This is a genomic window from Methylobacterium mesophilicum SR1.6/6 (genome assembly GCF_000364445.2).
In the GTDB taxonomy this organism is placed as follows: domain Bacteria; phylum Pseudomonadota; class Alphaproteobacteria; order Rhizobiales; family Beijerinckiaceae; genus Methylobacterium; species Methylobacterium mesophilicum_A.
The window spans coordinates 4,327,569-4,343,599 of the sequence record NZ_CP043538.1 but is presented as its reverse complement, the minus strand read 5'-3'; the positions used below and the strand labels follow the sequence as shown (position 1 = coordinate 4,343,599).

Annotated in this window: 12 protein-coding genes and 2 pseudogenes; 3 read left to right on the top strand and 11 right to left on the bottom strand. The window is 71.2% G+C overall.

Features of this window, described 5'->3' with window-relative positions; translation table 11 throughout:
* Window positions 1-21: 21 nt before the first annotated feature.
* Window positions 22-897, top strand: a complete 876-nt coding sequence (locus tag MMSR116_RS20775) for a YicC/YloC family endoribonuclease (RefSeq protein WP_010687060.1) — start codon at window positions 22-24, stop codon at window positions 895-897.
* Window positions 898-946: 49 nt separating this feature from the next.
* Complete coding sequence (gene gmk, locus MMSR116_RS20770; protein ID WP_010687059.1) at window positions 947-1,609, top strand: guanylate kinase; 663 nt, start codon at window positions 947-949, stop codon at window positions 1,607-1,609.
* A 291-nt stretch (window positions 1,610-1,900) separates the two neighbouring features.
* Here gmk and MMSR116_RS20765 read toward each other — a convergent pair whose 3' ends face one another.
* A complete protein-coding gene (locus MMSR116_RS20765) occupies window positions 1,901-2,347 on the bottom strand; it encodes a DMT family transporter (protein ID WP_010687058.1) in 447 nt (148 codons plus the stop codon).
* Between the two features lie 97 nt (window positions 2,348-2,444).
* Between MMSR116_RS20765 and MMSR116_RS20760 the strand changes: the two genes are divergently transcribed.
* A complete protein-coding gene (locus MMSR116_RS20760; RefSeq protein WP_010687057.1) occupies window positions 2,445-3,320 on the top strand; it encodes a LysR family transcriptional regulator in 876 nt (291 codons plus the stop codon).
* A 9-nt stretch (window positions 3,321-3,329) separates the two neighbouring features.
* Here the strand turns inward: MMSR116_RS20760 and MMSR116_RS20755 are convergent, their stop codons facing one another.
* From MMSR116_RS20755 to rimP, 10 genes and pseudogenes are all read right to left on the bottom strand, one after another.
* On the bottom strand, window positions 3,330-3,908 hold the full coding sequence (locus MMSR116_RS20755; protein ID WP_010687056.1) for a biliverdin-producing heme oxygenase: 579 nt from the start codon (window positions 3,906-3,908) through the stop codon (window positions 3,330-3,332).
* A 14-nt stretch (window positions 3,909-3,922) separates the two neighbouring features.
* Window positions 3,923-6,538, bottom strand: coding sequence for a histidine kinase dimerization/phosphoacceptor domain -containing protein (locus MMSR116_RS20750; RefSeq protein ID WP_010687055.1), 2,616 nt, complete (start codon window positions 6,536-6,538; stop codon window positions 3,923-3,925).
* Between the two features lie 85 nt (window positions 6,539-6,623).
* Complete coding sequence (locus MMSR116_RS20745) at window positions 6,624-8,009, bottom strand: dihydrolipoyl dehydrogenase (RefSeq protein ID WP_010687054.1); 1,386 nt, start codon at window positions 8,007-8,009, stop codon at window positions 6,624-6,626.
* Between the two features lie 202 nt (window positions 8,010-8,211).
* Window positions 8,212-9,240 carry a tRNA pseudouridine(55) synthase TruB gene (truB, locus tag MMSR116_RS20740; protein WP_010687053.1) on the bottom strand — a complete coding sequence of 343 codons (1,029 nt, stop codon included), beginning with the start codon at window positions 9,238-9,240 and terminating at the stop codon, window positions 8,212-8,214.
* A gap of 53 nt (window positions 9,241-9,293) precedes the next feature.
* Entirely contained in the window at window positions 9,294-9,722 is a 429-nt protein-coding gene (gene rbfA / locus MMSR116_RS20735; RefSeq protein ID WP_010687052.1) for a 30S ribosome-binding factor RbfA, read from the bottom strand.
* 104 nt (window positions 9,723-9,826) lie between these two features.
* Window positions 9,827-12,598: a translation initiation factor IF-2 gene (gene infB, locus MMSR116_RS20730; protein ID WP_432419876.1), complete on the bottom strand. Its 2,772-nt coding sequence runs from the start codon at window positions 12,596-12,598 to the stop codon at window positions 9,827-9,829.
* A 43-nt stretch (window positions 12,599-12,641) separates the two neighbouring features.
* Window positions 12,642-12,749, bottom strand: a pseudogene (locus tag MMSR116_RS32575) (hypothetical protein); the annotation flags it as partial.
* Window positions 12,750-12,825: 76 nt separating this feature from the next.
* Window positions 12,826-13,548 carry an RNA-binding protein gene (locus tag MMSR116_RS20725; RefSeq protein WP_010685355.1) on the bottom strand — a complete coding sequence of 241 codons (723 nt, stop codon included), beginning with the start codon at window positions 13,546-13,548 and terminating at the stop codon, window positions 12,826-12,828.
* Between the two features lie 25 nt (window positions 13,549-13,573).
* A complete protein-coding gene (gene nusA / locus MMSR116_RS20720; RefSeq protein WP_010685354.1) occupies window positions 13,574-15,199 on the bottom strand; it encodes a transcription termination factor NusA in 1,626 nt (541 codons plus the stop codon).
* 64 nt (window positions 15,200-15,263) lie between these two features.
* A pseudogene (rimP, locus tag MMSR116_RS20715) lies at window positions 15,264-16,029 on the bottom strand (ribosome maturation factor RimP).
* Window positions 16,030-16,031 lie beyond the last annotated feature (2 nt).

The following is a 16,031-nucleotide window of genomic DNA, read 5'->3' as shown; positions in this document are numbered from 1 at the left end:
TTCTGAGGGACGGGGGTCGCCATGGCCCAGATCGCGAGCATGACGGGCTTCGCCCGGACGGCGGGGACCGCCGGGCCGGTGCACTGGGCCTGGGAGGTCCGCAGCGTCAACGGGCGCGGGCTCGACGTGCGCACCCGCGTGCCGTCGGGCTATGACGGACTCGGCGAGACCGCCCGCACCGCGCTCCAGAAGACGCTGACGCGCGGCCAGTGCCAGCTGACCCTGACGCTCACCAAGCCGGACAGCACCGCCCGGGTACGGATCAACGAGACCCTGCTGGCGAGCCTCGCGCAGGCGGTCGCCCGGGTCCCTGTTCCTGAGGGCGTGGCGCCCGCCACCCTGGATGGCCTCCTCAACGTCCGCGGCGTGATCGAGGTCGAGGACGAGGCTGCGGACACCGACACCCTCGCCCACGATCTCGCGGCGGGCGTGGTCCGGCTGGTCGCGGATCTCGTCGAGGCCCGCCGCGCCGAGGGGCGCCAGCTCGAGCAGGTCGTCACCGGACAGGTCGACCGGATCGCGGCCCTGACCGAGGCCGCGGAGGAGAACCCGGCGCGCCAGCCCGAGGCGGTGCGGGCGCGACTGATGGCGGCGGTCGAGGCGCTCGGCGGCAGCGGCCTCGATCCCGACCGCCTGCATCAGGAGGCCATGCTGCTCGCCGGCAAGGCGGATGTCCGCGAGGAGCTGGATCGGCTCCGCGCCCACGTTGCCAGCGCCCGCGAACTCCTGGCGGCGGGCGGCGCGATCGGTCGCCGGCTCGATTTCCTGGCCCAGGAATTCGGCCGCGAGGCCAACACGCTCTGCGCCAAGGCCAACGACATCAGCCTGTCGCGGATCGGGCTCGACCTGAAGGCCGTGGTCGAGCAGTTCCGCGAGCAGGTCCAGAACATCGAATGACGGGACCAACCATGAGGGTACGGATGCGAAACGCCGGGGAGCCACGCGCATGACCGAGCCGGCCGGGAGCGTCTCCGACCCCATCGCGCGGCGCGGGTTGATCCTGATCCTGTCCTCGCCCTCCGGGGCGGGCAAGACCACCCTGACGCGGGCGATCGCGCAGGATCCCGCCTGGGCGCTCGACCTGTCGATCTCCGTGACCACCCGGGCCCGGCGGCCCTCCGAGATCGACGGGCGGCACTACCACTTCATCGAGCGCGAGGCCTTCGATGACCTGCGCAGCCGCGACGACCTGCTCGAATGGGCCGAGGTCCACGGCAATTTCTACGGGACACCCCGCCGGCCGGTGGAGAAGGTGCTCGGGGCCGGCCGGGACATGATCTTCGACATCGACTACCAGGGGACCAGGCAGGTGCGCTCCAAGCTCGCCCAGGATGTCGTGACCGTCTTCATCCTGCCCCCCAGCATGGCCGAGCTGCGCCAGCGCCTGGAGCGCCGGGCAGAGGACTCGGCCGAGACGATCGAGAAGCGCCTCTCCAACGCGCGGACGGAGATCCAGCGCTGGGTCGAGTACGATTACGTCCTCGTCAACGACGACCTGCAGAACGCCTTCCGCTCACTCCAGGGCATCCTGGCGGCCGAGCGGCTGAAGCGGGCGCGCCGGACCGGCCTCGCCGGGTTCGTCGAAGGGCTGCTAGCCGAGACGCCGTAGAGCCCAGTCCTGCCTCAGCTTTTACAAGGTGTGGGGTGGGGCAGGCAGCATCGTACGGAGCCGTGTCTGCGCTGCCCCTTTTCCGGACGCCTGGAAGGCAGCGGAGGGTGATCCGGAACCCGGCAAAAGGACACCGCGCAGCGTCCATCTGGAACCTATCGGGCCGCTATCGCGGCGCTTCGTGTGCTGGGTCACGGAGCAGGCTCCGCTTCGCTCCATCTTTCCGGGAACGGTGCGCGTCATACGGGTGCAGCCGCCGACCACCGCGAAAGGGCTGACCGGCCCCCCAATCTACCGCCGGATCAGCACAACCCCACCCACCAGCAGCACGATCCCGATAAGCCGTGGCAGGTCGATCGGCCGCTGCGCGAGGCCCAGAAGCCCGACCTGATCGAAGACGACCGACGCGAGCATCTGACCTGTCACCAGCAGGGCGAAGAAGGTCGCGGCGCCGAGCTTCGGGACGAGCAGGATGGCGAGCCCGATGAAGAGTGCGCCGAACAGGCCGCCGCTCCAGGTCCACCACGGAACCCGCGCCGCCAGGCTCGTTGCCGGCACGGGGTCGCGCAGGGCCACGGCCAGGAGCGCCATGCAGGTCAGGCCGACGAAATAGCTCGAGAACCCGGCCCAGGAGGCGGAGTCCAGCTCTGCCCGCAGATTGGCGTTCAGGATCTGCTGCAGGACGAGCCCGGCGCCCGCCAGGATGGCGAGGAGCGCGGAGACCGCGAAGGCGAGCATGGTCGGCCCTTTCCGAGGGATGATCGAGTGCTCATTGACACAGGCATTGTGCCATGCCGCCAAATGACACAATGGCCCGAGTCCATGCGAGATCGGCATGATCAATCCGGCGCATCTGGACCTGTTTCGCGCGGTGATACGGCACGGCGGCATGACCCGGGCGGCCGCAGCTCTGAAGATCGGCCAGCCCCAAATCAGCCGCGCCGTCGCGCAGTTGGAGGCGGAACTCGGCTTCCCGCTCTTCGTCCGCGGCCACGGCAGCGCGGTACCGACGCTGGAGGGCGAGGCTTTCGCCCACGAGGTCGCGCAGACCTTCGCGGGGCTCGACCACCTGCAGCAGGCCGCGCGCCGCATCCGGGATCGCGGGACGGGCTCGCTGCGCGTGGCCTGCCAGCCGTCCCTAGCGTCCCGGCTCTTGCCGAGGGCGATCCGCGGCCTCGATGCCGAGTGCCCGGGCCTGCGCATCGCGGTCCATGTGCCGAGCCCGGACACGATCTGGTCCTGGACGGCGTCCGGTCAGTGCGACCTCGGCCTCGCGCGGCCGCGATCCGGCTATACCGGGGTGACGGCCGAGCCGTACCTCACGACGATGGCCGTCTGCGCGCTGCCGCGGCGGCACACCCTCGCCGACAGGCGCGTCGTGACCGCAGCGGATCTGGCCGGCGTGCCGCTGATCTCAGCCGGATCGAGCGCAGTCCAGGCGGCGACGGAGGCCGCCGGAGTGGTTCCGCACTTTGCCCTGATGGCCGAATACACGGCCGCACGCTGCGGCTTGGTCGCCGAGGGTCTCGGCGGCGCCATCGTCGATCCCGTCCCCGCCCGGGAGTTGACCGGCCTGCCGATCGTCCTGCGGCCGTTCCGGCCCGGGATCCCGATCGAGACCCTGCTGCTGCGCCCCGCCGGACGGCCGCCCAGCCGCCTCGCAGAACGCTTGATCGCCCATCTGATGCTGGCGCGGGACGGGCTGCGGTGAGCGGCCCTGTCAGGCGGTCGGCGCCGGGCAGAGCCATCCGCGCATGGCCGCGAACGTAGTCACGGCCGCTCCGGTGAGGGAGGCCTCCGCCTCGGGATCATCCGCGAAGCGTTCGAGGCGCGAGCGGAAGGCGGTCCACATCGCGCCGGCCGCGGCACCGTGGGCCCGGTAATAGGCGAGCCCGTCGTTCGAGAATCCGTGCAGCCCGGCTATGTGCCGGCCGATCAGCTGGCCGCCCAGCGTCGAGCCTTCCAGCACGTAGAGCGCGCCGGTCGCCGCGGCGGGATCGGCCAGGACATGAGGCGCCGGCCGCGGGAGCGCCGCGACCGCGCCCGGCGCCAGACCGAGATGGTCGAGGTCGGCGGCCAGACGGGTGAGGCGGCGGCGCGGCGCGAGGAACGCCTCGTCGGCGAGCCCTAGCCCGATGGTCGCTTCCCACACGGCGTGGAAGCCGTAGAGCCGCGCCAGCAGGTCGCGGTAGCCGGACAGCGTCGCCACCCGCGCTCGCCAGTCGAGGTCGTCCTCAAGGGCTTGGTGGGCCGGCGCGGTCGCCGCGCGCAGGCGGGCATGCAGGTTGGCGCGCTCCATCGCGGTGGACGGGCTCACGCGGTGATCGTGAAGCAGGCGCCGGGATTGTTGGCGACGTCGAGCTTGGCGTTGATCTGGTCCAACATTGCCCGGATGAGCTTCATGCCGAGACCCGATCCCTTGCCGCGGGCCTTGGCGTCGGCCCAGTCGTCGGGCAGGCCACCGCCGTCGTCGCAGACGCGGAGCTGCACCTCGCCGGGGCCGGAGGCCGAGACGCTGACCTCGACCCGGCCGCCGCCGGCCGGGTTCGCCGCGTACTTGAAGGCGTTGGTGACAAGTTCCGTGGCGATCAGCGAGAGGGCCACCGCCTTGCGGTAGGGCACCATCAGCCCCGGCTCGGCGGTGAGGTCGACGGCATGGCCGTCGCCCGCCAAGCCGGCGAGGTCGTTGCACAGGCTCTCGATGGTCTGGCCGAGATCGACCTCGTCGACCCGCTCGGCCTGGTACAAGCTGTCATGCACGCGCGCGACGCTCATCACCCGCGCGGAGGTGTCGGCGAAGGCCTGCCGCGCGTCGCCGTCTGCGATCTGGCGGCGCTGCATCTGCAGGAAAGCCGAAACGATCTGGAGGGAATTCTTGACCCGGTGGTCGATTTCCCGGGTCAGCAGGTCCTTCTGTTCGAGGAGCCGCTCCTTCTCGGCGAGCAGGCTGGTCAGTTCGTCGATCTTGCGGCGCTGCCGCAGCACGACGCCCTCCACGGCCTCCGCCAGGGAGCCGGCAAGCTGGATCTGCCAATCGGCCCACGGGCTGGCGAAGCCGGTGCGCTCCTCGATCCAGCGCTCGAAGGACCGCCGCGGGAGGACCGCCACTGGGCCACTGCCCGCCAGCACCGGCTTGCGCGGATCGCCGCCCCAGGTGACCGTGCTGGGGACTTCGGGACGGAACCAGAGCAGCAGGTTCTCGCGCGACTCGTCCACGAAAGCGGCGAGCAGGCCGCTGGCGATCTCCCGGTGGAGAGCAGCTTTCGGATACTCGGCGGAGAAGGTGTTGCTGCTGTAGCCGCCCTCGCTCGCCGGCACGCGATCCCGCAGCCAAGCCGCGATCGCCGTCACCGCCTTGGCCGGCGGCGTCCGGCCGATCAGCGTGACCCGCCCGCCCGAGACGATGCCGGCCCCGGTGGCGCTGAACAGGTCGAGGAGCGTGGTCGCTCCGGTGGTCAAGGCGGCCACGAAGTCGTCGGAGCGGGTCAGCCCGCGGACCAGCCGACCCTCGACGTCGAGATGGGCCTGCCGCTCGTCCCAGAGACGGCGCGACTCGATCTCCTGCACCCGCATGGCGAAGGCGTCGGTCAGGACCGTCGCGGCGGAGCGGGTCTCCGGCGTGACATAGTGCGGGCGGCGATGATGTCCGATCATCAGGCCCCAGAGCCGGCCCTCGACCATGATCGAGATCGACATCGAGCCGTTCACGCCGAGGTTGCGCTGATACTCCAGGTGGATCGGCGAGAGCGTCCGGTGCTGCGCGAAGGTCAGGTCGATGGGGGCGTTGCCGCCCCCCGGGGCGGCCACCAAGCCGACCGGCACGCTGTCGCGGTCGATCACGAAGCGGCTCTTGGCCTTCGTATAGAGGGCGCGGGCCTGGGCGGGGATGTCGGAGGCGGGAAAGCGCAGACCGAGGAGACTGCGCGACCAGTCGGGCGCCTTATCCTCGGCCACCGCCTCGCCGTTCCAGTCGGTGTCGAAGCGGTAGACCAAGACCGCCTCGAACCCGGTGAGCGCCCGGATCTCCAGGGCCGCGATCCGGGCGGCGTCCGCCAAGCTCCCGGCCTCGCGCAGGCGCCCGACGGCGAGTTCGGTATCAACCTGACTCGCGGTCGCGAAATCGTCGTCGGAATCCGGTTCAAGTTCCAGCTCGACGATCAGGCGCCCAGCATGGGCGTGGGCGACGGCGTGGTAGGTCGCGCCGGAGCCCAGAAACGTGATCCGGCGCCGGAGCGAGCGGCCGTCTTCCAGGGTCCCGCCTCCGAGCCGGACCCGGATCGCCGCGACGAAATCGGCCGGCAGCACGTCGGCCAGGGGCCGCCCAGCCAGCGGCGGCTCGACCGGATCGACGATCTCGGAGACGTTGGCCGAATAAGCCTGCACGTGAAGGGTCGCGGCATCGGCGGCCAGCATCACGGCGTTGGGCTGGATCGAGCCCGGAATGTGGATCGGCTCGCGCTCGCAGAGGCTGGCATCCACCGGCTCGGCGCGGACACGCCGCCCGATCGCCGCCATCACGGCCTCGCGCGACAGGCCAGCCCCGAGGCTCTCAAGCGGGTCGATCGTCAGCCACGTGACCGGCTGTGTGCCCGCGACCTGACCATGGCGCATGCGGACCCGGGCACGCAGAGGCTGCGGAAGCCGGCCGAAGACGTAATCGAAGCTTTCGTCCAGGCCCCCCCGGCGAGCACCCGCCAGGAAACGGCCGCGGAAGCCCGGCACGTTCGTGCCCGGCATCACGTCGCGGAAGTAATCGCGCCCGAGCACCGCCTCGCGCGACAGACCCGAGATCGAACTGGCACCTTCGCTGAAAACCACGACGCTGCCGGCCGGATCCAGGCCGATCACGCCCTGATCCAAGCGGTCGAGTTCGTCGAGGGCGAGCGCATCAAGGTCGATGCCGCTATCTGGGGTCTGGCTCGGCGGCATCAGAAATAGAACCAGCTCATTCAGACGGGTATGGCGGTCGGATCGACCAAGCGCAATGATTGTGGTCGCGACAAGATCAACGCGTTCAAATCTTTCGCTGGACGTCCGACAGGGCGCTCATAAGCCCCTCTTCCATTGTCGGATGATAAGTCGGCCACGCTTCCAGGCTCGGAACCGACAAGCCCTGGGCAACAACATAAATCAACAAATGCGCAAGATGCTCCACGGCCGGTCCGAGCATTTCGCCGCCCAGCAACCGGCCGCCGCGATCGGCCCAGATGCGGATGCCGCCCTGGTTCAGCCCCTCGACCCGGGCTCGCCCCTGGTCTGAGAAGTCCATCGTTCCGACCACGCGGTCCGCGGCATCCGGGTCGTAGGGCGCGCCGATCACGGCGGCCTGCGGATGGGTGAAGACCATGGCGAAGCTCGGCCAAGGATCGGGACTTGCGACCGGTCGCCCTGCCGCGAGGGCCGCCGCGTTGGCCCCAGCGATCTCCCCCTGCCGGCTCGCTTCGTGCAGCACCGGCCGCCACGCGTCCGCGTCACCGGCGATCAGGTTCTGCCCGCCCGCGCAGACCAGACTGCACCGATCGAAATCCGGCACGCCGCCCTTTCCGGGGCGCAGGCCGGCCGCCTCGAGTCCGAGGCCCGCGAGATTGGGGGACCGGCCGGCCGCAGCGAGGACGCGCGATGCGCGCGTCACCTGTGCGCGCCCTGCGCGATCCGTCCAATCGAGGCGCACACCGTCACCGTCCGGGGCCGCAGCCTGAACCTTAGCACCGAGCTGGAGGTCGAACTCGGCGCCGAAGATCTCGGCCGCCTGGCGCGCAAGGGCGGGCTCGGACAGACCGGCAACGGTCTCGCCCGAATCGATCACCGTAACGGCGACGCCGAGCCGCGCCATGGCCTGCGCGATCTCGATACCGACCGCTCCGGCGCCGAGGACCGCGAGCGAGTCCGGCAGATCGGGGATCTCGAACAGGGTGTCGGTGGTCAGGAGACGATCGTCGAGCGCGCGCAGCGGCTCCGGCACGACCGGGCTCGACCCCGTGGCGATGACGGCGGCCCGGAAGCGGACGCGCGTGTGATCGTCAATGATGAGCGTCCGCGTGTCCTGGAAGCGGGCGCTTCCGGCGATCCGACTCTCGTCAGGGAGTTCGTCCAGGCCCTCGAACACGCTCCCGACGAACCGGTCGCGCTCGGCGCGCAGGCGCTTCAGGACGGCCGGGCCATCCACCACGACGTCCGACACCCGGATTCCGAACAGCGCGGTGTTGCGCGCCGCGTGGGCCGCCGAGCCGGCGGCGATCAGCAGCTTGGACGGCATGCAGCCCACCCGCGCGCAGGTAGTACCGCCGGGGCCGCGCTCGATCAGCACGGCCCGCGCGCCGGCCGCGGCGGCCGCACGGTATGCCGCGATACCGGCCGTGCCGGCGCCGATCACCGCCACATCGTAGTCGAGTTCGCGCATTGCCGCCCCGGATCGCCCGCGGGGCCAAAGTCCTACGGCTCAGGTTCGTTCCACCTGCGCGCACGCGCCTCAGGCGTGATCACGCATCAAGTTCGGACTCGTCGGGCGGCGCAAAGGTCTTGGCGGACCATAGCCCCACGCGTCCCCCTCGCTTCTCTGCGGGGGAGAGAGCGATGCGCTCGAATCCGCCAAGCCTCGGGCCTCACGCCCCGCGGTTCGGAGCGGTCCCGCCGAGATGGAACACACGGTGGGGCACCAATTCGCCGCGTTCCACGTCGCCGACGGCCACCAGGATGCCCGCGCAGGTCGCGAAAGCCTTGCCCTCCACAGGCGCGTCGCGGCCCCGCAGGATGACCGGCTGCCCGCGCATCAGGCGCAGGCCCAGATCGCGGGAAACGGCGACTTCCGGGATCGCGTCAAGGGCCGTCTCCACCGGGCGCAGGTAGGTCATCGCGGCCTCGGGGCTGCCTTCCGTGAGGGCGCTGACCGGACAGGCCTCGGCCTCCGAGAAGGGACCGACACGGGTCCGACGCAGGGCCGCGACATGGCCGTAGCAGCCGAGCATACGGCCGAGGTCGCGGGCGAGCGCGCGGACGTAGGTGCCCTTGCCGCACTCGGCCTCGATCACGGTGCGCTCGCCGTCATGCTCCATCACCGCGAGTCGGTCGATCTGCACCGGCCGCGCGACCAGCTCCACGGTCTCGCCCTCGCGGGCGAGGTCGTAGGCGCGTTCGCCCTGGATCTTGATGGCGGAGTAGCGCGGCGGCACCTGCTCGATCGCCCCGACGAAGGCCGGCAGCGCCGCCTCGACCGCCGCGCGGTCCGGGCGGGCATCGCTGGTGGCGACGGCGCGCCCCTCGGCATCGTCGGTATCGGTCTCGACGCCCCACTGAACGGTGAAGCGGTAGGCCTTGCGGCCGTCCATGACGAAGGGGACGGTCTTGGTCGCCTCACCGAGCGCGATCGGCAGGATGCCGGACGCGAGGGGATCGAGGGTGCCGGCATGCCCGGCCTTCTTGGCGTTGAAGGCGCGCTTCACCACGGCGACAGCGTGGGTCGAGGTCATGCCGACATGCTTGTCGAGGATCACCCAGCCCGAGACGTCGCGGCGCTTGGGCCGGTCCGGGCGCGGGCCGCGCTGCGGGCGGCGGCCCTCCGGGCCCCGACGCTCGGCGCTCGGAACCGCGGGAGGACGCTCGCCGTGCGAATGATCGTCGATGGAAACCGTCATATCCTCGTGTCCCGCGGGGCTGAGCCCCGTCCCCTTGCATTCGGTGTTCGGGATCAATGCCCCGATCCGGTCTCCGGTTCGTCCGCGTCCCGGCCGTGATCGAGATCCCGCTGCACGCGCTCGTCGCGCAGCAGACGGTCGATCCGCGCCGCCTCGTCGAAGGTCTCATCGCGCCGGAATCGCAGCTCCGGCGCGAATTTCAGGTTCACCCGCCGCGCCACCTCCTGGCGCAGCACCTTCCGGTGGCGCTCCAGGGCGGCGATCACCGGCGCCTCGTCGAGGCCGCCGAGGGGCATCACGTAGGCGGTGGCGAGCTTCAGGTCCGGCGACATCCGCACCTCCGGAACGGTCACGACATGCGTGCCGAGCACAGGATCCTGAATGTCGCCGCGCTGCAGCACCTCGGCCAGGGCGTGACGGATGAGTTCGGCCACGCGCTGCTGACGCTGCGAGGGGCCGGTGGATGTCGGTTTCTGGGCCATTGCGTCTCGGGCCGAACCGCGTGGGCGGCCGGCTCACGTCCTGAAAAAAGAAAGGACGGCCGCGGCGGATGCCGCGACCGCCCTGTCCGGACGGATCCGGACCGTCAGAGCGTGCGGCGGATCTCCTCGACCCGGTAGCACTCGATCGTGTCGCCCGCGCGCATGTTCTCGAAGTTCTCGAAGGCCATGCCGCACTCCTGTCCGGAGGTGACTTCCTTCGCGTCGTCCTTGAAGCGCTTGAGCGTCTTCAGCTTGCCCTCGTGGATCACCACGCTGTCGCGGATCAGGCGGACATGGGCGCCGCGCTCCACGATGCCGTCGGTGACCCGGCAGCCGGCGACCTTTCCGACCTTCGAGACCTCGAAGACTTCCTGGATGGTTGCCTCGCCGAGGCGCTCCTCCCGCAGGGTCGGCGGCAGCATGCCCGACAGCGTGGCTTTGATGTCGTCCACGAGGTCGTAGATGATGTTGTAGTACCGGATCTCGATGCCGGCCCGCTCGGCGGCCTCGCGGGCCTCCTTGTGGGCGCGCACGTTGAAGCCGATGACCACCGCCTTCGAGGCCTGCGCCAGGGTGATGTCCGATTCGGTGATGCCGCCGACGCCCGACAGGAGGATGCGGGCCGCGACCTCGTCGTTGCCGAGCTTCTCCAAGGCGCCCGAGATCGCCTCGACCGAGCCCTGCACGTCGCCCTTGATGACGACCGGCAGCTCCTTGCGGCCGGCGCCCTCCTTAAGGTCGCGCATCATGTCGACCAGCGAGCGGTTGGCGCCGCCGGTGCGGGCGTTCTGACGCTCGCGCTTCTGGCGGGCGCGGTATTCGGTGACCTCGCGGGCGCGGGCCTCGTTGGGCACCACGATGACGCGGTCGCCGGCATCCGGCGTGCCGTTGAAGCCCAGCACCTCCACGGGGACCGAAGGACCCGCGTACTGCACGTTCTCGCCGAGATCGTCGATCAGGGCGCGCACGCGGCCCCACTCCGCGCCCGCCACGACGATGTCGCCGGTGAACAGGGTGCCGCGCTGGACAAGGACCGTGGCCACGGGACCGCGGCCGCGGTCGAGCTGGGCCTCGATCACCGTGCCCTCACCGTCGCGCTTCTCGTTGGCGCGCAGGTTCATGATCTCGGCCTGGATCTGGATGCCGTCCAGCAGCTCCGCGAGGCCGGCGCCGGTCTTGGCCGAGACTTCGAACTCCAGGGTCTCGCCGCCCATCGACTCGACCTGAATGTCGTGCTGCAGCAGTTCCGTACGGACCCGCTCGGGCTTGGCATCCGGCTTGTCGATCTTGTTGACCGCGATGATCATCGGGACACCAGCCGCCTTGGCATGCTGGATGGCCTCGATGGTCTGGGGCATGACGCCGTCATCGGCCGCCACCACGATCACCACGATGTCGGTGACCTTGGCGCCGCGGGCACGCATCGACGTGAACGCCGCGTGGCCGGGCGTGTCGATGAAGGTGATCATGTCGCCGGACGGGGCCGCGACCTGATAGGCGCCGATGTGCTGGGTGATGCCGCCGGCCTCGCCCTCGACCACGTTCGCCTTGCGGATCGCGTCGAGCAGCGACGTCTTGCCGTGGTCGACGTGGCCCATGATGGTGACCACGGGCGGACGGGGATCGAGATCCTCCTCCAGATCCGGCTCGTCGGAGGAGAGACCCTCCTCGACATCGGATTCGGCGACGCGGCGGACCGTGTGGCCGAGTTCCTCGGCGATGAGCTGGGCGGTGTCCGAGTCGATCACGTCGGTGATCTTGTGGATCTGGCCCTGCTTCATCAGCAGACGGATCACGTCCACGGCCCGCTCCGACATGCGGTTGGCGAGTTCCTGGATGGTGATCGTCTCGGGAATCGTCACCTCGCGGGACAGCTTCTCCTTCTGCTCCACCTGGCCGCGGCCGCTCATCCGCTGCTGGCGGCGGCGGAACGACGCCACGGAGCGCGTGCGCTCCTCCTCGCCGGAGGTCGCGTTGGCGATGGTCAGACGGCCGCGGTTGCGGTCGCCGCCGGGCGACTTCGGCGTCTTGGGCGGCGTGATGATCTTGAGCGGCATGCCGGGACGGCGGATCACCCGCTTCGTCTCCGACTCGTCGTCGTTGGTCTGGGCGCCGCGGCCCGCGGGACGCGCCGTCGCGGCCGCCCCGGCGGGACGGGCGGCGGTGGCCGGCGTCGCGCTCTTCTCCGGCTCCGGCGGCGCGGCCGGGCGGGCCATGAAGTTGAGGTCGCGGGGCTTGCGCGTGTCCGCGGTGATGGTCTTGCGCGGCTCGCCCGTCGAAGGACGCGGCGTCAGCGGCGGGCGCGGCGCGGCAGCGGCCGGCGCGGCCGCAGGGCGGGCAGCGGCGGCAGCCGGGCGAGCAGCTTCGGCCGGCCGCGCGGGCGCAGCGGCCGCCGGGCGGGTGGGCGCCGGCGCGGCGGCCGGACGGGACGGAGCGGCGGGGGCGGGCTGGGCGGCCGGCGCCGGAGCAGCCTGCGCCTCGGGGGCCGGAGCTTCGGCCGTCTTCGCGGCCTCGGGCGGCGGCGGCTGCAGCGGCGGCCGCGGCGGCCTTGCGCTCCTCCTCCTCGCGGGCGGCGCGCCTCGGCGGCCTCGCGCTCGCGCGCGCCTGCTCTCGGCCTCCCGACGGCGCGCCTCGGCGTCGGCCTCGGCCTTGCGGCGGGCCTCGGCCTCCCGGCGCTGCGCGTCGGCGAGGGCGGCGGCGCGGGCAGCGCTCTCCTGCTCGCTCAGCGTCCGCAGGACCACGCCCGAGGCGGCCCGCTGGGCCGGGCGTGGCGCCGCCGCGGCGGGCGAGCGCCGCCGCGGCGGGCGCGGCCGGAGCCGGGCGCGGTGCGGGTGCCGGCTCACGGGCGGGGGCGGCCGGCGCGGCGCCGATGACACGGCGCTTCACCGTCTCGACCACGACCTGCTTGGAGCGGCCATGGGAGAAGCTCTGACGCACGGTTCCCGCCTCGATCGGCCGCTTAAGGGAGAGCGGCTTCGGGGAAGTCCTGTTCAGAGTCTTGTCGCCCGGGTTGTTCGTATCGCTCATTCAGCCTGAACCCTGAGGGTTTCCATCGTCCCGTGAACCGACGCCCGGTGGCGCCGGCCAAAACTATCCTGCGTCGTCAACGTGAGGCTTCGTCGATCCCGCCGATTCGGGCTGGATCGGGCTCCCCGGTCGCCGCGGCGGCGCCCTCGAAGGAGCGTAGCCGACGCCAACGCGACAGGCAGCCGGCAGCTCCGGCTCCTGCGACGAGCGCAGCGTGTATCACATGATCCCGACCTAAGGCCATGTCCAATTCGTCTTCGGACAGGTCGTCGACGATCGGTATCCTTGACATGGCCTCACCGTGACGCCGGTGCAAGGCCGACGCGATCTTCCGCCGCCCGTCCGGGCTGGCCTCCGCGGCGTGAATCACCGCGAGGGCGCCGGGCTGGCCGCCAATGGCCGCCTCCACCTTCGAGAAGCCCGCCACGATGCAGCCGGCCTTGTTGGCCAGCGCGATCGCCTGACGGAGATCCGCCCGCAGGGCCGCGGCGATCCGGTCCGGGAGGTCGGGAGCGGCCGGGGCCGGCTCCTTGAACGCCCGGGAGAACAGGTTCTTCCGCACGGCGGCGGCAACCGCGTCCCGCCGGGCGCTGACCCAGGCGCCGCGGCCCGGCAGCTTGGCGCGCAGGTCGGGCACGACGCTGCCGTCCGGCCCACGCACGAACCGGATCATGCCGTCCGGCGCCTGGGCGACGCGCGTGACGATGCAGGTCCGCTCGGGCGCGCGGCGGCTGGGGCCGGCATCGAGCCCCCCGGCAACCAGCCCGTCCTCGGACAGGGTCGTGTCGACCGCGACCATCGCGCCTCCGCCGCCGGCTGCCGCCTCAGGCCTCGGCCTGCGCCGGGGCGGCTTCCTCGCCCTCGGCCGCCTCGGCGCCCTCCTCGGCCTCCGGCTCCGGCAGCGCCTCGATCCAGCCGGCCTTGAGGCGCGCGGCCATGATCAGGGCCTCGGCCTCGGCACGGGACAGGTCGAACCCGTCAAGATAGCCGGCATGGCGCACGGCCTCGGGGCCGCGGCCCTCCGTGTAGCCGACGAGGTCGTCGGTGGCGCAGCCCGCCAGATCCTCGACGGACTTCACGTCGTTCTCGCCGAGCGCCACCATCATGGGCGTGGTGACGCCCTCGATCTCGCGCAGCTCGTCGGCGACGCCGAGCTCGGTGCGGCGGGCGTCGTGCGCCTGCTCGATCCGGGCGAGGTGATCCTGGGCGCGGGCCTGGATCTCGGCTCCGGTCTCCTCGTCGAGCCCCTGGATCCCGGACAGCTCCTGCAGGTCGACGTAGGCGATCTCCTCGACGTTGCGGAAGCCTTCCGCCGCGAGCAGCTGGCCGACGGTCTCGTCGACGTCGAGCGCCTCCATGAAGACCTGGGTCCGCTCGGCGAACTCCTTCTGGCGGCGCTCCGATTCCTCGGCTTCGGTGAGGATGTCGATGTCCCAGCCGGTGAGCTGGGAGGCGAGGCGCACGTTCTGGCCGCGGCGGCCGATCGCCAGCGACAGCTGGTCGTCCGGTACCACCACCTCGATTCGGTCGGCCTCCTCGTCGAGCACCACCTTCACCACCTCGGCCGGCTGGAGGGCGTTGACGATGAAGGTCGCCTCGTCCTCGGACCACGGGATGATGTCGATCTTCTCGCCCTGCAATTCGCCGACCACGGCCTGAACGCGCGAGCCGCGCATGCCCACGCAGGCGCCGACCGGGTCGATGCTGCCGTCGCGGGAGATCACCGCGATCTTGGCGCGGGAGCCCGGGTCGCGGGCGACCGCCTTCACCTCGACGATGCCGTCGTAGATCTCGGGCACTTCCTGGCCGAACAGCTTGGCCATGAACTGCGGGTGCGAGCGCGACAGGAAAATCTGCGGCCCGCGCACTTCCGAGCGCACGTCGAACAGGTAGGAACGGATGCGGTCGCCCGGCCGGAAGGTCTCGCGCGGGATCATCTCGTCCCGGCGCACGATGCCCTCGCCGCGGCCGAGATCGACGATGACGTTGCCGTACTCGACGCGCTTCACGATGCCGTTGAGGATCTCGCCGATGCGGTCCTTGTACTCGTCGAACTGGCGGGCACGCTCGGCGTCGCGCACCTTCTGGACGATGACCTGCTTGGCCGATTGCGCGGCGACGCGGCCGAAATCGAAGGGGGGCAGGGTGTCGGAGATCACGTCGCCGACCAGCGCGCCCGGGTTGTAGCGGCGAGCCTGATCCAGGGTAATCTCGCGGGCGTCGTTCTCCACCTGATCGACGACCAGAAGGTGGCGCGACAGGCGCAGCGCCCCGGTCTTCGGGTCGATCTCGGCGTGAACGTCGGTCTCGGCGCCGTAGCGGGAGCGGGCCGCCTTGGCGATCGCCTCCTCCATCGCGTCGATCACGATGGAGCGATCGATCACCTTCTCGCGGGCGACCGCATCGGCGATCTGGAGGAGTTCGAGCCTGTTGGCGCTGACGACGGCCATCGGTTTCGGTCCTTCTCTTCCATCAAATCTACAGGGCGGCCACCGGGCGGCCGACGCTGGGGTCTCAGTGCAGGGAATCGCGGTCCTTGAGCCGCGACGCCTTGGTCACGACCGGCTTCCTGGGGCCGGTCCGGGCCTGCTTCTGGGGCTTGGCGGCGGGGCTGGCCTTCTTCGGTCCCTGCGGCCGGAACGGGCTGCGCGCCGGCGGCGCCGCGCTCTCCTCGGCGGGATCCTCGTCCTCAGCCGCGGCGGCCTCGTCCCCAGCGGGCGGGCCGCCGCGGCGGAGCGACTCGCGGATCAGGTCGTCGGTGAGGACGAGATGGGCCTCGGCGACATCCTTGAGCGGCAGATCGATGCGGCTCGGAAGCCCTTCCTTCACGTCGGGCAAGTCGATCGGGACGGTCAGCCGGCCGAGATCCGGCGCGCCGAGGATTCCGCGGAAACGCTTGCGCCCGTCGAGCGGTGGGCTCAGCTCGACCTTCGCCTCGTAGCCGACCCAGCGGGCGAAGTCGGAGACCCGCACCAGCGGCCGGTCGATCCCCGGCCGAGGACACTTCGAGGTTGTAGGCGCCGCCAACCGGATCATCGACATCGAGGATCGGCGAGATCGCGCGGCTCACCGCCTCGCAATCGTCGATCGTGAACGTGCCGTCCGGCCGCTCCGCCATGATCTGCACGGTGCAGCCGTTGATGTTGGACATCTTCACCCGGACCAGCCGGAAGCCGAGCCCCTGGAGGGGCCCCTCGATCGCCTGCGCGATGCGCGCGGCGGTACCGGCCTCGCGGACGAGGCGCTTCTCGGACAGATCCGCTTCGATCTCGGACGACATGG

Coding starts and splice junctions, on each gene's coding strand:
- MMSR116_RS20775 (WP_010687060.1), top strand. CDS start 22: ATGGCCCAGATCGCGAGCATGACGGGCTTCGCCCGGACGGCGGGGACC.
- gmk (WP_010687059.1), top strand. CDS start 947: ATGACCGAGCCGGCCGGGAGCGTCTCCGACCCCATCGCGCGGCGCGGG.
- MMSR116_RS20765 (WP_010687058.1), bottom strand. CDS start 2,347: ATGCTCGCCTTCGCGGTCTCCGCGCTCCTCGCCATCCTGGCGGGCGCC.
- MMSR116_RS20760 (WP_010687057.1), top strand. CDS start 2,445: ATGATCAATCCGGCGCATCTGGACCTGTTTCGCGCGGTGATACGGCAC.
- MMSR116_RS20755 (WP_010687056.1), bottom strand. CDS start 3,908: ATGGAGCGCGCCAACCTGCATGCCCGCCTGCGCGCGGCGACCGCGCCG.
- MMSR116_RS20750 (WP_010687055.1), bottom strand. CDS start 6,538: ATGCCGCCGAGCCAGACCCCAGATAGCGGCATCGACCTTGATGCGCTC.
- MMSR116_RS20745 (WP_010687054.1), bottom strand. CDS start 8,009: ATGCGCGAACTCGACTACGATGTGGCGGTGATCGGCGCCGGCACGGCC.
- truB (WP_010687053.1), bottom strand. CDS start 9,240: ATGACGGTTTCCATCGACGATCATTCGCACGGCGAGCGTCCTCCCGCG.
- rbfA (WP_010687052.1), bottom strand. CDS start 9,722: ATGGCCCAGAAACCGACATCCACCGGCCCCTCGCAGCGTCAGCAGCGC.
- MMSR116_RS20725 (WP_010685355.1), bottom strand. CDS start 13,548: ATGGTCGCGGTCGACACGACCCTGTCCGAGGACGGGCTGGTTGCCGGG.
- nusA (WP_010685354.1), bottom strand. CDS start 15,199: ATGGCCGTCGTCAGCGCCAACAGGCTCGAACTCCTCCAGATCGCCGAT.